This window comes from Micromonospora sp. NPDC005172 (assembly GCF_040608555.1).
Lineage (GTDB): Bacteria > Actinomycetota > Actinomycetes > Mycobacteriales > Micromonosporaceae > Micromonospora.
In genome coordinates, this window is the sequence record NZ_JBEXIL010000014.1 from 51,530 (window position 1) to 65,910 (window position 14,381).

At 67.8% G+C, this 14,381-nt stretch carries 16 protein-coding genes; 7 read left to right on the top strand and 9 right to left on the bottom strand.

Annotation, left to right across the window (positions count from 1 at the left end; translation table 11 throughout):
• Positions 1-133: 133 nt before the first annotated feature.
• Together ABZV06_RS12420 and ABZV06_RS12425 are read right to left on the bottom strand one after the other, a co-directional pair.
• Positions 134-487: a hypothetical protein gene (locus ABZV06_RS12420; protein WP_355620924.1), complete on the bottom strand. Its 354-nt coding sequence runs from the start codon at positions 485-487 to the stop codon at positions 134-136.
• Positions 488-698: 211 nt separating this feature from the next.
• Entirely contained in the window at positions 699-1,100 is a 402-nt protein-coding gene (locus ABZV06_RS12425; RefSeq protein WP_355620927.1) for a DUF4878 domain-containing protein, read from the bottom strand.
• A gap of 136 nt (positions 1,101-1,236) precedes the next feature.
• On the opposite strand from ABZV06_RS12425, the gene ABZV06_RS12430 reads away from it, so the two are divergent.
• Together ABZV06_RS12430 and ABZV06_RS12435 are read left to right on the top strand one after the other, a co-directional pair.
• Positions 1,237-1,866 carry a VOC family protein gene (locus ABZV06_RS12430; protein ID WP_355620930.1) on the top strand — a complete coding sequence of 210 codons (630 nt, stop codon included), beginning with the start codon at positions 1,237-1,239 and terminating at the stop codon, positions 1,864-1,866.
• Between the two features lie 73 nt (positions 1,867-1,939).
• Entirely contained in the window at positions 1,940-2,308 is a 369-nt protein-coding gene (locus ABZV06_RS12435) for a hypothetical protein (RefSeq protein ID WP_355247867.1), read from the top strand.
• Here ABZV06_RS12435 and ABZV06_RS12440 read toward each other — a convergent pair.
• Positions 2,273-3,259, bottom strand: a complete 987-nt coding sequence (locus tag ABZV06_RS12440; RefSeq protein ID WP_355620933.1) for a hypothetical protein — start codon at positions 3,257-3,259, stop codon at positions 2,273-2,275. The genes ABZV06_RS12435 and ABZV06_RS12440 overlap by 36 nt on opposite strands.
• 113 nt (positions 3,260-3,372) lie before the next feature.
• Here ABZV06_RS12440 and ABZV06_RS12445 point away from each other — a divergent pair, with 113 nt between their 5' ends.
• On the top strand, positions 3,373-3,999 hold the full coding sequence (locus ABZV06_RS12445) for a maleylpyruvate isomerase N-terminal domain-containing protein (protein ID WP_355620936.1): 627 nt from the start codon (positions 3,373-3,375) through the stop codon (positions 3,997-3,999).
• A gap of 170 nt (positions 4,000-4,169) precedes the next feature.
• Positions 4,170-5,180 (top strand): mechanosensitive ion channel domain-containing protein, encoded by a 1,011-nt coding sequence (locus ABZV06_RS12450; RefSeq protein WP_355244057.1) that lies wholly within the window; start codon positions 4,170-4,172, stop codon positions 5,178-5,180.
• A 63-nt stretch (positions 5,181-5,243) separates the two neighbouring features.
• Here ABZV06_RS12450 and ABZV06_RS12455 read toward each other — a convergent pair whose 3' ends face one another.
• The 3 genes from ABZV06_RS12455 to ABZV06_RS12465 all read right to left on the bottom strand — a co-directional run bounded on the left by ABZV06_RS12455 (position 5,244) and on the right by ABZV06_RS12465 (position 8,227).
• Positions 5,244-6,419 (bottom strand): zinc-dependent alcohol dehydrogenase, encoded by a 1,176-nt coding sequence (locus ABZV06_RS12455; protein WP_355244054.1) that lies wholly within the window; start codon positions 6,417-6,419, stop codon positions 5,244-5,246.
• The gene (locus ABZV06_RS12460; protein ID WP_355244052.1) at positions 6,416-7,318 is read right to left on the bottom strand and encodes an SRPBCC family protein; all 903 of its coding nucleotides are present in this window, start codon (positions 7,316-7,318) and stop codon (positions 6,416-6,418) included. The genes ABZV06_RS12455 and ABZV06_RS12460 overlap by 4 nt, the downstream gene beginning before the upstream one ends.
• Before the next feature lie 327 nt (positions 7,319-7,645).
• A complete protein-coding gene (locus ABZV06_RS12465) occupies positions 7,646-8,227 on the bottom strand; it encodes a type 1 glutamine amidotransferase domain-containing protein (RefSeq protein WP_355244049.1) in 582 nt (193 codons plus the stop codon).
• 224 nt (positions 8,228-8,451) lie between these two features.
• Here ABZV06_RS12465 and ABZV06_RS12470 point away from each other — a divergent pair, with 224 nt between their 5' ends.
• Positions 8,452-9,294 carry an aldo/keto reductase gene (locus ABZV06_RS12470; RefSeq protein WP_355620938.1) on the top strand — a complete coding sequence of 281 codons (843 nt, stop codon included), beginning with the start codon at positions 8,452-8,454 and terminating at the stop codon, positions 9,292-9,294.
• 87 nt (positions 9,295-9,381) lie between these two features.
• On the opposite strand, the gene ABZV06_RS12475 is transcribed toward ABZV06_RS12470, so the two are convergent.
• Positions 9,382-10,509 (bottom strand): hypothetical protein, encoded by a 1,128-nt coding sequence (locus ABZV06_RS12475; protein ID WP_355244044.1) that lies wholly within the window; start codon positions 10,507-10,509, stop codon positions 9,382-9,384.
• Between the two features lie 388 nt (positions 10,510-10,897).
• On the opposite strand from ABZV06_RS12475, the gene ABZV06_RS12480 reads away from it, so the two are divergent.
• Positions 10,898-11,308 (top strand): hypothetical protein, encoded by a 411-nt coding sequence (locus ABZV06_RS12480; protein WP_355244041.1) that lies wholly within the window; start codon positions 10,898-10,900, stop codon positions 11,306-11,308.
• Between the two features lie 188 nt (positions 11,309-11,496).
• Here ABZV06_RS12480 and ABZV06_RS12485 read toward each other — a convergent pair whose 3' ends face one another.
• Both ABZV06_RS12485 and ABZV06_RS12490 read right to left on the bottom strand, forming a co-directional pair.
• Positions 11,497-12,420 (bottom strand): AEC family transporter, encoded by a 924-nt coding sequence (locus ABZV06_RS12485; RefSeq protein ID WP_355244038.1) that lies wholly within the window; start codon positions 12,418-12,420, stop codon positions 11,497-11,499.
• A 7-nt stretch (positions 12,421-12,427) separates the two neighbouring features.
• Positions 12,428-13,156 carry a DUF4291 domain-containing protein gene (locus ABZV06_RS12490; RefSeq protein WP_355244035.1) on the bottom strand — a complete coding sequence of 243 codons (729 nt, stop codon included), beginning with the start codon at positions 13,154-13,156 and terminating at the stop codon, positions 12,428-12,430.
• A gap of 166 nt (positions 13,157-13,322) precedes the next feature.
• On the opposite strand from ABZV06_RS12490, the gene ABZV06_RS12495 reads away from it, so the two are divergent.
• Positions 13,323-14,345, top strand: coding sequence for a hypothetical protein (locus ABZV06_RS12495; protein ID WP_355244032.1), 1,023 nt, complete (start codon positions 13,323-13,325; stop codon positions 14,343-14,345).
• Positions 14,346-14,381 lie beyond the last annotated feature (36 nt).

The window sequence follows — 14,381 nt, forward strand, 5'->3', positions numbered from 1 at the left end:
AATGTCCTCCCCGTTGGACCGACTGAGCCGCGAAACGTCAACGGTAGAGCGAGACACTCGTGATCGCTGTCTGGTACCTGACGACCTTTCACGAAAAAGGCGGTGCGGTTGATGCGTTGTCAGGCTGGCAAGGTCACCTGCCGTCCAACACCCGCTGATGGGAGGTGTCGAGTGCGGCCTGGACAACGGGCTTCCACTGGGCAGCGAAGGCATCCGCGAATCGCTCATGGTCCGACCGCCGCTGGATGTTGCCCACCTTCCGAGCGCGGTGTTGGAGCAGATGATGGCCAAGCTCGTGCAGCAGTACGTCGAAACGCATGAAGTCCCGCAGCCGAGCCGCTTCGCGTGCCGGTTGTTCGTAGAGAAGGATCTCGCCCGGTGCTCTGGTCCTGCCAAGGACAACCGATCCGAGGTCGAAGTCCTCGGTCTGCCGCAACTCGATGACGCGTAGCCCGTACCAAGCGAAAGCCCCGACGACCTCCAGCACCTCACGAACGTCACGCCCGCTTGCCGGATGCGCGAATCCCGGTCGCGCTGCATGAACGTGGATCCGTACCCGTTCCACCCCGTAAGCGCGACGGTGCGCCTGGCGCGACCGGGGATCTGTACGCAGGCTTCGGCTCACCTCGCCCATGCTCGGCGACCCCACGATGTGCGACAACCGATTTCACCGCGGAACGTACGTCTCCTCCACAGGGTCAGTACGGCTGGCCGCACACCTTCCAGGCGCCGTCCTCCTTCACCAACGCGAACATGTGCCGGTCGGTGAAGCCGCTGTCCAGCGTCAGGGCCATGTTCACCGTCGCGGACGTGCGGCCGTTGACACTCGACACCTTGACGCCGTTGACCTTGTGGCCGCGGATCTTCGGCTGCTTGGCGACGCCCTGGACGAACGCCTCTCTCGTGTAGCTGACGCGCGTGGCGCTGCACAACAGGCCGTACGCCGCGTCGGCATCGTTCTCCTCCAGGTCGCTGACGAACGACTCAACGGCCTGCAGCGCGGGATCCGTTGCCCCCTTGACTCCCTTGTACAGGAAGAAGCCGCCGACGCCGGCTCCACCGCAGCACAGCACGACGACCACGCCGACGACGATCAACACGGTTCGCAACGTCCGCCGCTTCGGCGGTGGGGGCACCTGGTACGGGTGGGTCATAGGTGGGGACGGTAAAGGATGCGAGAAGCTCTCGACAGCCGCGGTGGGCATTCCGGCCGTGGCCGATGTTAGGTTCGCAAACGTGACGGTGCAGATCACCGCTGGTGGTTTCCACGCGGCTGACGGTGTCGAAGACTGGCGTTGTCTCTACCACCTGGTCTCGGCCTACCTCCGGACCGGCTCGCTGTCGGCGGGGATCGCGTTCGTCGATGAGATCGGCCGGCTGGTTGGTCGCGACGAGCAGGAGCACCTCAACCTGGACCTGCGCCACGCTGGCGTCACCGTCTCGCTGTCCCGGCGTGACATCTCTCTGGCGCGACGGATATCGGCCGCGGCCCGGGCGCTCGGCATCCCCGCCGACCCCGGTGCGGTGCAGCTCGTCAACATCACCCTCGATGCCCTGGTCAACTCGGACGTGCTGCCGTTCTGGCAGGCACTGCTTGGATACCGGCAGATCGGTGACGACTACCTGGCCGATCCGGCGCGACGAGGCCCCGGATTCGGGCTGCAACCCATGGAGACAGAGCGACCGCACCGCAATCGGATGCATGTGGACATCGCCGTCCCGCACGATCAAGCGGAGGATCGCATCGCTGCCGCTCTGGCCGCCGGCGGACGCGTCGTTTCCGACGCACATGCGCCGATGTGGTGGGTGCTGGCCGACCCAGAGGGTAACGAGGCGTGCGTCGCGACCTGGGTCGGACGCGAATAGCGGAGTTTGACACCATTGCCTTGTGCGGCGACATCCGAGCGAGTCACCAACCTCAGTGCTGGCGGGGGCCGACGTGGCGCTCGTGGGCCTCTTCTCGGCAAAGGACAAGGAGTTCGGCTCAGAGCTGGACGCGTTGGCGGCCTCCGTGGAGGGCCATGGCGGACGGGTGGTGTGCCGGCACGTACAGCGGCGGGGGGTGTCGCTAGGCGGTGCGGCCAAGATGGACGTGCCGTTCTCGCGGCGGACACTGCTCAGCCCGGGCAAGGCGCGCGAGATCGCGCAGGCGTGCCGGGCCGCAGAGGTCGATGTTGCGGTGTTCGTAAACCCGCTCACGGAACACCAGCGGGTCGTCCTCGGCGACATGTTCGGGTGCCTGGTGACCAGCGCTGAAGACCTCTTCGCCAGGTCACTGCACAGCGGTGGCCGGGGGATGATCGGCTGAATCGGGGCAGCGAAAGATGTACAGCGAGTAGCCACGGCCGATCTGCACACCAACGATGTCTGGGGACGCGCTCGGGTTCTCCTCGGACGGGCGCCAGCTGCAATGCATGCCGTTCCAGTCGCCCGAATCCACAGTGAAGATCAGGGTCATCGTGGTGCCGCAGGCAGCACACTCCATCGGGTACGGATCGGTCAGTGACCAGTTCGCGAACCCGCCGACCTTCCACCCGGGCGCCAGCGACAGGTCGCTCTGATAGTGCGGGCGGCTCTCATCGTCGTCATCCCACTCGTCGAGCCGCTCGCGCAGGTCATTGGGAAGTAGGTCGGCGTACTGGTATTCGCGGACCTGCTCGGGGTGCACCACGCACGGGATTGGCAGGTACATGTCGCTGATCACCGGCGGCTCGGGAGGCGCTTCGAGTAGCGGGCCGACGGCGGAACTGTTGCGCCAGTAGAGGAAGACGCGAGGGCTGTAGTGCCGGTCCGAGTGGTCCACCGGGCACCACAGCACCTGGAACAGGTCGGTGCCGTCCGGACCGGCGTAGTCCGGGATGTCTCGTCGATACAGCTGGGCGACCGGAACCAACGGGATGGGATCCTCGATCAGGTCGTCCAGGTCGAGAGCATCGGCCGAATCGAGCTCGGCCCGCTCATCCGCCGTCAAGAAGTCCCCACCCGGTAGTGGCTCCCGGGCTTCTGCGGTCGCGAGGATCTCCCTCCTGCGGTGCAGGGCGGCCAGGGTCGTCAGGTTCCATGGCTCGTGCGCTCCGGCGTCGTCGCAGGCGGGCCACACCTCATCTGCCGGCCACAGAAGGGGTCCACCGACCGAGCTGTCCCTGACGCTCGGAGCGCCCGGTCGGGGATGCAGACGGGTGGTCGTCACGGAATGGTCCCGCAGTTCGGGAAAGACCGCAGTGATGTCCAAGGGGCGCGGAGGCGTGGTGCGGAGCATGTCGGCGGATCTTATGGCTCTCGTACCTGTCCTGACGTCCCGGCCGACGAACTGCCCCTCGCGGGCAGGCGCACCCATGACGACAGGTGCCCGCAGGGCATAGCGTGCATTAGATGATCCGATCTGCCTTCCTCGACATGGCCGGCACCGCCGCGGCTCTGTTGCGTGAACCGGTACTGGCCGAGCGGTGGTCCCGGCCCAGCGCGTTGCCTGACTTCTCGATGGGGGGCCTGGCTCGTCATCTCGCCTACCAGGTGACTCACACGGTGATCTTCCTGGGCGCTGCTCCAGGCAGGTCGGCGATCTCGGTGCTGGAGCATTTCACTGGCAACACCTGGGTGACCTCAGGCGTCGGCAGCGTGGACAACATCGGTATCCGGCGTCGCAGCGAGCAGGCAGCCGCGTCGATCACCGCCGAGGGCCTGGCGGACGCCGTCGATGCCGCGTTGACCGAGCTGCGGGCCGTCGTGCCGGCACAACCTCTCGACCGCATCGTGGACCTCGGCGAGTGGGGTCTGCGCGTCGATGACTTCCTCCTGACCCGTGTCATGGAGCTGGTCGTGCACGTCGACGATCTGGCCGTCAGCCTCAGCTTGCCGACGCCCTCGATGCCGGCGGCAGCGACCGAAGCGACGATCCATCTGTTGACCAGCCTCGCCGCCTGGCGACACGGTTCCCTGAACGTGATGCGCGCACTTGCTCGACAAGAACGAGCTCCCACCTCGATCGCCGCCCTCTGAACGCCGCAAAGCAGTGCGGCGTCGCCGTGATCTCCGCCAAGCTCACCGCTCCGGCACACCAGCAATCGCCGATGTTTGCCGCCTAGCACTGCGCAGGATGGGACGCTGGCACCTGGACTGGGCAGGAAGTCGGGGGAACCTGGCATCGGGATTACGGTGAACGGCCTCTGATGCGTACCGCGTTGATCGTAGTAGCCGCGCTGGCGGCGGCGGTGGTCGTGGACTTGATCTCCGGCTTGCTGATTCGTCGGGTAGCCCGTGGCCGTTATCGGTGGCTGCTGGAGCCGTTGCGGCATTCCTGCCGGCGCCCGGCGGCAGCGGTGCTGCTGACCGGGGCGCTGTACTACGCGCTGCCGCTGGATTCGGTCGGTTGGCAGCGTCATCTGCGGCACGCGGTCCTGGTGGCCCTGGTTCTGTCCGGGGCCTGGTTGGTGATCAGGGCGTTGCACGTCGCCGAGGCGGTCGCGTTCAGCCGGCTGCCGGGTGACCCGGTCGCCAGTCGGCGGGTCCGGCGTGCTCGGACGCAGATTCGTCCCGTGCGACGGCTCACCGTCGCCGTGGTCACGATCGTCGCGATCGGCCTGATACTGATCACCTTTCGACCGGTACGCCTCTTCGGTGTCTCCGTGTTGACGTCGGCGGGGGTGGTCGGGGCGTTGATCGGTCTGTCCGCCCGTACCGCGCTGGGCAACGCGTTCGCCGGCGTCCAGGTCGCCTTCGCCGACGGGCTGCATGTCGGCGACGTTCTGGTGGTGGACGGTGAGTGGGGCCGGGTCGAGGAGGTGAAGCTCACCAACGTGGTGATCCGGCTCTGGGATGAACGGATGCTCATCCTGCCGACGACGTACTTCACCGAGCGGCCGTTTCAGAACTGGACCCGAAACGAGTCCCGCGTGATCGGCAAGGTCCAGATTCACGTCGACCACACCGCCGACCTGGATGACCTGCGCCAGGAAGCGCGCCGGCTGGTCGAGTCCTCACCGCTCTGGGATCGCGGCCAGTGGGTGCTCCAGATGGTCGACTCCACACCGCAGACGGTGGTCATCCAGGTGCAGGCCTCGGCCGCCGACGGCGCCAGCGCCTGGGACCTGCGCTGCGACCTACGCGAGGGACTGGTCTGCTACCTGCGCGACCATCATCCGCAGTGGCTTCCCCGCACCCGCAGTCAGTATCAGCCCTGAAGGACGCCGCAGGACACGCATCCGGCCACCGGGCGCGTCGCGGTGGCCGGATGCGGGTGGTCGTCAGGGCTTGAGAACGACCTTCTCGCAGTTGTCCTGCTTGTTTTTGAAGATCTCAAAGCCGCGCTCCGCCTGGTCGAGCGGCAGGGTGTGGGTGATGACCCGGGTCGGGTCGATTTCCCCCCGTTCAATGCGCTGGAGCAGCGGTTTCATGTAGCGCTGCACGTGGCATTGACCGGTACGCAGGGTCAGCGCCCGGTTCATCCACGCCCCGGCGGGGAACTTGTCGAGGAAGCCGCCGTACACGCCGATGACCGACACGATGCCGCCGCTGCGGCAGGACAGGATCGCCTGGCGTAGCGCGTGCGGCCGCTCGGTCTCCGAGCGGACTGCCTGCTTGATCCGGTCGTACGCGTGCACGTGCGCGGCACCGTGGGTGGATTCCATGCCGACCGCGTCGATGCACTTGTCCGGCCCCCGCCCACCGGTCAGTTCCAGCAGTCGGGACCGCACGTCCACGTTCTCGAAGTTCACCGTCGTGTGGCCCGCACGTTCGGCCATCTGCAGCCGGTACGGCTCTTTGTCGATGGCGATGACCTTCGCGGCGCCGAGTGCCCGGGCGCTGTCCATCGCGAACTGCCCGACCGGGCCAGCGCCCCACACCGCAACCACGTCGGTGGGCTGGATGTCGCACATCTCGGCGCCCATGTAGCCGGTGGGCAGGATGTCGGAGAGGAACAGCACCTGCTCGTCGGTGAGGTCGGCCTCGATCTTCAGGGGACCGACGTCGGCGAACGGAACCCTCGCGTACTGCGCCTGACCGCCGGCGAAGCCACCGGTCAGATGCGAATAGCCGAAGATCCCGGCGACCGGATGGCCGAACATCTTCTCGGCGATTCCGGCGTTCGGGTTGGAGTTCTCGCAGCAGGAGTAGAGCTCTGCGGCGCAGGCGCCGCACGCGCCGCATGCGATCGGGAACGGCACGACGACCCGGTCCCCGACGCGTAGCCGACCCGGGTCGACGCCCCGGCCGACCTCGATTACCTCGCCCATGAACTCGTGGCCCATGACGTCGCCGTCCTGCATGGTGGGCACGTACCCGTCGAGGAGGTGCAGGTCCGAGCCGCAGATCGCGGTAGAGGTGATGCGTACGACGGCATCGCGATCGTTCAGGATCTTCGGGTCCGGCACGTCACGGACCTTGACCTTGTTGCGGCCCGCCCAGGTGTTCGCCCTCACGCGCCTGCCCCCTTGGCCAGCTCGGAGTCCGACAGCGGCTGCGCCGGACGCTGCGGGAACTCCTTGCGGGCCCGCTTGCCCCACGGGGCGCCCTCGGATCGGACCACCTGCCCGGTCTCCAGCACCTGCTTGAGCCGGCGCAGGTCGTCGTCGAGCTGCTGGTGCGGTTCCTCACCGAAGTACCTGGCGACCGCCTTGCCGACCGCGCCGCCCGGGAGGTCGTAGGACATGACGACGTGCACCTCGGTGCTGGCACCATCCGGAGCGGGCACGAAGCGGACCGTGCCGGCGTTCGGCACGTCGGCGTTACCGGTGGACCGCCACGCGATCTTCTCCCCGGGCGCCTCGTCGGTGATCTCCGCGTCCCACTCGACGTTCCTGCCGAAGGGAGCGCTCGCGGACCAGTGGCTCGTGCGGTCGCCGGTGGCACGGATCGTCTCGAGATGTGCCATGAACGTCGGGAGGTTGTCCAGGTCACGCCAGAACGCGTACACGGTGGGTGGGGATTTGCGGATTGTCGTCGTGGCTGTCAGCTCCATGGATCCTCCTCCGCGTGAACCTCGTATCGCCGGCGCCGAACCGATCCTCTTGACGCGGGTGGCCTGCACGGCGGTCAGCAGGTCCACCACCGTGATTCCGACGATGGCGCTGGTGACACCGACGAGGCGACGCCGGCGGTGCCCGCCACGGTGGGGCATGGCCACCCCGAGAGAGGCCAGGTCCATCGCATCGCCCAGCACTCGGGTCCACACCCAGATGCCCTTGCGACGGCTCGTCAGGAGCCCGGCCGCATGGACCAACTCCCGCGCCCCGACAAGCGGCACCACCGCCCGGGAGGTCGACGAGTCGTCCACCCCGCTGATCCGGCGCACCGTGTCCGGTGCCGCGAGCTGTGCCACGCCCAGACCGAGAATTCATCCAGCCCAGCCGGCGTCCTCGCCGTCGCACGTCGTCCTGCCTGGCCTGCGCTGCCTCTCGGGTTGCTAGTTGAGTCACGGGTGGCCCTCCGTATCCGGTCGCTTCCCGGCCGAGCCATTGCGGCCCACGGAAGTCCGGGGACGCGACCTGTAGAGCCCGCATACCCCTCGAAAACCACCTCAATCCGTGCATCGGTCGCGTCATGGAGGTGATCCCTGTCCCGCTGCTCAGCACGGGGTCCGGGCCGCGACCGCCAGCGGCAGCCGCTCAGGCCCGGGCTGATCCACCGGAACCTGAACCCCACCGTGTCAGGCCGACGCCATCTGACGAACGTTCTCGCCCTGGGCGAACACCTCGACCATCTTGGCGCAGAAGGCCGGAAGGTCGCTGGGGTTGCGGCTGGTGACCAGGCCGTTGTCGACCTGTACCTGTTGGTCAACCCAGTTGCCGCCCGCGTTACGGATGTCGGTACGCAGGCTCGGGAATGAGGTGAGGGTTCGGCCCTTGACCATGCCGGTCTCGACCAACGACCAAGGGCCGTGGCAGATCGCCGCCACCGGCTTCTGTTGCTGGAAGAACGCCCGGACGAAGTCCATCGCCTGCGGGTTCATCCGGAGCCGGTCGGGGTTGACAGTCCCGCCCGGCAGCAGCAGGGCGTCGTAGTCGGCCGCATTGGCATCGTTCACGGTCCGGTCCACCCGAAAGCGGTTGGCCGGGTCGATGTCCTGGTTCATCGACTGGATCTCGCCGGAGTTCAAGGAGATCAGGTGGACCTCGGCGCCCGCCTGCTCCGCTGCGGCTCGGGACTGGGTGTACTCCACGTCCTCCACCCCGTCGGCGGCGAGGCAGGCGATTCGTTTGCCGGTCAGTGGCTGCTGGCTCTGCGCCATCTTGGGCGGCCTCTCCTTCGCGGCGCCGCCCCGTCGGCGGCGCATCGTTCGTTCGCGGTCGTCTTCCCGGTGGCAGAACCGGGAAACAGCTCACCGAGCGCCGCTCAAGGGCGGACGGGTCGATCCGCTCGCCGATCAGGCAGGTCTGCGCACCCTACGAGAGTGCTTGCTGTCGGAGCGGGTAACGCACACAACCACCGGTGCCGAGGCCCAGAAAGGCCGACATGACCCTCCCTACCGCTCCCATCGAACTGCCCTCCGGTCAGACCATGCCCGTGCTCGGCCAGGGCACGTGGTACCTGGGGGAGCGCCCCGCGCGGCGACGGGACGAGATAGCCGCCCTGCACACTGGCCTGGACCTGGGTATGACCTTGATCGACACCGCGGAGATGTACGGCGATGGCGCGTCCGAGGAACTTGTCGGCGAGGCTATTGTCGGACGACGCGGCGATGTGTTCCTGGTCGACAAGGTGCTGCCGTCCAACGCCAGCCGGCAGGGAGCCGTGCAGGCCTGCCGCCGCAGCCTGCAACGACTCGGCGTCGACCACATCGACCTCTATCTGCTGCACTGGCGCGGCACACATCCACTGGCGGAGACGATCGAAGCATTCGCCGAACTCGTCGACGCCGGCGACATCGGGCAGTGGGGCGTGAGCAACTTCGACCTTTCCGACATGACCGAGCTACTCGACGCGGGCGGAAACGGCTGCGCCACCAACCAGATCCTGTACAACCTCACCCGCCGCGGCCCCGAGTACGACCTGCTGCCCTGGCTACGTGAACACCGGATCCCAGTGATGGCGTACTCCCCGATCGAGCAGGGCAGACTGCTTGGCCACGAACAGGTCGCGGAGGTCGCCGCGCGGCATGAGGCGACGCCCGCCCAGGTCGCGCTGGCCTGGGTGCTGAGGCAGGAAGCGGTCGCGGCCATTCCCCGATCGTCCAACTCGGAACACACCCGGGAGAACGCGGAAGCACGCGACCTGAATCTGACCGACGATGACCTCACGTCACTCGACAAAGCATTCCCGCCTCCTACCGGCCCGCAACCGCTGGAGATGTTGTAGGGCTGCCTGCGGCGGCCCAAACCGCTGCGGCGACGTCCTGCCGAGTGCCTGCCGGTCCGATCGCGACGCACGAGTGCGTGCGCCCACTCACCTCCCGTTACGAGACTGTCCGTGGCCTTTCTCGTCCCGCCAGCTGCCGGGTTGAGGGTGGTAGCCGTAGGCGGCCGACCGGACCGTCTCCTCGTTTTCCAGCCCTGAGCCGATCGCGCCGCCGACGGTGGCCAGTGAGCTGGTGATCCAGGCGAGCGTCAGATAATCGCTGGCATTCGCCGGGCGCTGCAGTACCTGTTCGAGCACTGATGTGTCGATCAGTAGCGCTCCGACGAGCACCGTTCCCACGAACAGCACCACGTAGGACACCGCCGTCGCCAGAGTGAGAGTGAGGATCGTACCCAGGTTGAACAGCCGTGCAAGCTCAGCCGGGGTTTCGCGGCTCGGCTTCTCCCACAGGTCGTGCGCAACGATCAACCAGGCCACCAACGCACTCAGCCCGAGCAGCATGATCACGGTGAGCCGGAGTCCGCCGAGGGCATCGCCCATCTGCCAGATGGTGTCCGTGGTGAGCGCGAACGCAGCCGTGCCGAACGCGCCGACCAGGAGTTTGGACAGGCCCAGCAGGGCGCGTCCCGGGCGATTGGCGCGGACCATGCCGGTCAACAGGCGCGCCCGGCCGATCAGCCCTGATGCCAGGTAACGCCGCTCACCGTCGTCGGCTTCGCCGCTCACGCGATGGACTGCGGGAATATGCCGTGTCGTCCCGGCTGGTGCCCGGTCGGCCAGTGGCACCCGGCCGGGGGCCTCTGCCAGCAGCCGGCCCACCAGATCCGGGACGGCTGCGCGGACCGAGCGCAGCTGGTGGAGTCCCAGCGCGGGCAGGGAAATCATCCCGACCTGGCGCCGACCGGAGGTCTGGGCGACCAAGGGCACCCGCTCGGCGTGCAGTGGCAGGTCGGTCAAGCAGATGGCGACGTCCCACTGGTCGTCCGTGCGCCGCCGGGCAAGATCGTCGAGCAGCGCGTCCGCGCCGCCGTCGCGGCGCGGCGCCACCTCTCCCCAGCCTTCCCGGACGATCCACCGCACGTCCGCGCTCACCTGCTCGGTGAGTCCGCTGGCCAGTTCCGTAGCGAGCCTCGCGGCCACCCGAGCCGGCTGGTCGGGCGGAGTTGCCACCAGTCCCACGACGATCTCCGGGCGATGCCGTTCGGTCTGGGTCACCGCTGCTCCTCACCGATAGCCGGGCTCGGACGCCGACGGCGAAAATCAGGGCATCACGGGACGTCGCGGCAGTTCCCGCTCCGGCTGACGTGGTGGTAGAGCCAGGCCGCAAGGGGAACGCCCCGACCAGTCCGAACAGCGCCACACGATGCTGCGTCGAACCGGGCGGCCCGCCCATGCAGCCTAAAAGACCATCCCGAATGGTGCAGCGGATTCGATGGGCTCAGGCCGGCCCGAAGGCAGCCCATAGGTGGGCCAGGCGAGGGCTCGCTGCTTCCCGGCGCAGACTGCCTGCCCGGGAAAGCGAATCAAACGTTGTCGCAGCGGCAGGCCCAGCTATGTCGATGAGCGGATATCCGCCACCGCCGCGATGATCAAAGATGTAGCCATGAGCCACGTACACCGCACCTTTCACAACCCTCCGCCGGCAACGCCGGCCGATGTGCGGCGGGCTCTCGACCGCAACGACATCGCCGGGGCTACGGATGCCATGGTCGGATGCGCCCTGTACGGCGACGGCGACTGGAGGGAATTGCAGGAGCTCTACCTGACCCTGCTCGATCACCCTGACCGTCAGGTGCAGGCGCTTGCAGCCACGTGCCTCGGGCACCTCGCGAGGGTCTACGGTCAACTCGATGAGGATCGTGTCGTCCCCGCACTCCGCCACGTACGCGCCAGGCCTCACGTCAGGGGGACTGCCGGCACCGCGCTGGAGGACATCGAGGCCTTCCTGCATCCGCGGCGTGCGCGCTGGCGCGGGCGTCTGTGGCGACTGACGCGACCGGGCACCTGGTTCTGACGCAGCTTGGCGGACGACGCCTTCCACACATTCACCAGGGTGCACACCCAGCTATTCCTGAGCACATGTACTCCCCGCCGGAGCGGTGTCGCTCCTTCCCGCAGGTCGTGGCCGACGGCATCGCAAGCTCAGGGTTCCGGTACGCGGATCTGCGGTCGACCGCGCTACGCCCAGTCGCGATGCAGTACTCACTCGAGTAGCGCGGCCGCCGCGGCCAGAGTGGCCAGCGACAGTGTCGTGGTGACCACCACCGCCCGATTGGCCACCGCCTCGCCGACGCCGTACTCCTGGCCGAAGATGAACGTGTTCTCCGCTGTCGGCAGGCCCGCGCACACCACCACGGCGAGCAACTGCGGCGCGGACAGGTGCAAGGCCAGGCCGGCCGCGTACGCGATGACCGGCTGTGCGACGAGCTTCAGCGCGGTGATCACGGCCAGCTCGACCGGCGCGGTCGGCTCTGCCGTTGACGGCACCGTGCGGTGCAGTGACGCGCCGAGCGCGACGAGAGCAGTCGGGACGGCGGCGCCCGCCAGCAGGGTGAGCGACGCGTCGGCCGCCGACGGCAGGTGCAACTCGGCAGCCGAGAACGCGACACCGAGCAGCGACGCCAGGATCACTGGGTTGCGTACCGGCAGGGAGGCGATACGGCGGACCCGTACCCGCCCGGTCGGGTCACTGTGCCGGTCCAGGGCGATCAGAATCACGGGACTCACCACCAGCACCTGTAGCAGCACCACCTCCGCCAGGAAGGACACGTTGCCGAGGACCTGCGTTGCGATCGGGATGCCGAGGTTCGCGGAGTTCACGTACCCGGCGGCCATGCCCCAGATCGGCCGTTCTCCGGGAGTGCGACCGAACAGCCAGCTCGCGGCGACCCAGCCGAAACCGACGACTGCGGCTGTGCTCACCCCGAAGGCGAGCAGCGAGCGGCCGGCGAACCCGGACAGCGGCATTCGGGACAGGGTCAGGAACAGGGCGGACGGCATCGCGAGATGGAATACGAACCGGCCGAGCACCGACGCCACCGCCTCGCCCAGCAGGCCGCAACGACAGGCCGCGTAACCGACTGCGGTGAGGGCCCAGATCGGCACGAACGCCGATACCAGACTCATACGGGCGTCACCGGTGGCGGGCGTCGGGCCGGCTCAGGGCATGAAGGGCGTCCGGGGGGTACGAGCCGGAAGATCCGGCGACAATGTACGTCGATCGGGGAGCCTGCTGTTGCTTGGCCGCGTCGTCGGCGGTGATGTCCGGGCTGGCGTCAAGTCTGGCGGTGATCTGGGCCCGCAGTTGATAGGGATGTTCGACAGGCAGGTGAGCTGCCGCCGCGTGCTCGTGTCCGCTGCGCAGAAGGTCCCGGATCCGATGAACGGTGGGGGTGATGTCCGTGACGGCCACAATCCAGTCGTCAACGTATCGATCGACCGCCTCGCCCGACAATCCGACCTGCAGCGACCGGTACGGCAGCGCCTTCAGGTGCAGTGATCGTTCTGGATCCCACTGCACTCGTACGGGGCTGGTCTTCAGTTGCCGGGTCCAGGAAGCCCTGTCGCCGTGCAGGTCGCGGTCGTAGTGGCTCAGGCTGGCTCGTGCCAGCGCCCACTCGAATCCCTCCCGCGTGATGTCGATGGACAGCACGTGCTCCTGCCCGGGCTTGGTGGCCCAGCCGCAGCGGTACATCATCCACAGGAATGAGGGCTTGATCCACGTCATTCGGTCCCGCTTGAAGGGGGCCACGAAACGGCCGGCCTCCACCGCTGGCAGCGCAACCTGCGGAGGGTATGCCTGGTAGACGGTGATGGTGTCGGTCGAGTGGCGGGCGCGAATCTGACGGGCGGGTACGGACACGGCTTGATCGTCACGGATCGGGACTCGCCTGCGCCACCGAGATTGCGGGTCAACACCAGCACCGGCCGACATGGACCCGCGGCTGCACCCGATTCGGCGCACTTCCGGTGCTGACGTCGACGTGCTTTGGTAATCACATCACCGCCAACCATCAATGGGAGTAGAGATGATGCGATTTGTTGGCAACCGTTTATTGGCCAGTCTGACCGCAGGCACCCTCATCGCGACGCTGGGCCTGCCCGGCGTCGCCACGGCCGAGTCGACGCACCAGAGCGTCTCGACCTGTGCGCTACAAACCCTGCCCTATCCGACGGACATGCATGGTCGAGCTACGGCCGTCGACCCGACCGGCAAGTTCATCGCCGGTATCGGTTACGGGGTCGATGACGACGGGTGGCGGCCGCGGCTGCTGCTCTGGGCCGGAGCGCGCCCCGGGGCGTGGAACCAGCCGCGCCTCACCATCGTCGAGACAGCAGTGGTGGAGGAGGTCGAGGGCATCAATCGCAACGGCGTCGCCGTTGGCAACGCCGTCGTCGACCACATCTACCGCCCCTGGCGCTACCGCGACGGGCGGCTGGAGTGGCTGCCCGTCCTGCCGGGGGCCTCCAACGTCTTCACCTCTGGGATCAACTCGCGCGGCGACATCGTCGGACGTGCCTCCGTTGAGGAGACCGAGACATCTCTGCCGCTGCTCTGGCCGGTCGACCGACCGGGCACCGTCGAGGTGATCGACGCCCCGTACGACGCCGGCGCGACGGAGATCCTCGACGACGGCACCATCATCGGCGGCGCTGGCGGCTTCGGCTGGGTACGCCATCCCGACGGAACGACTGATCGACTCACCGTCCCCGGCGCCCGGTGGGCGGGGATCGTCGCGGCTCGGGGGACCTGGGCGGTCGGTAGCATCGGTACCGGCCCCGGGGAAGAGGACAGGGCCCCGGTGCGCTGGGACCTACGGACTGGCGTGGCGACCGCCGTGCCCCCGGCGTTGGTGTCAACTCTGGACGTCAACAGTCAGGGCGCGGTGCTCGGTGACCGGGCCGTCGCCCACGGCGACCGGATCGTCCCACTGGGCGGCGTCATCCCCGGTGTCCAAGACCCCTTCGGCTGGGGAATCGCCGACAACGGCCTCGTCGTAGGCTCCGTCAACGGCTCCCGACTGCGCCCGGCGCGCTGGACCAACTGCTGATATCCATGCATCGGGCATCCTCGCGCGAGGATGAGA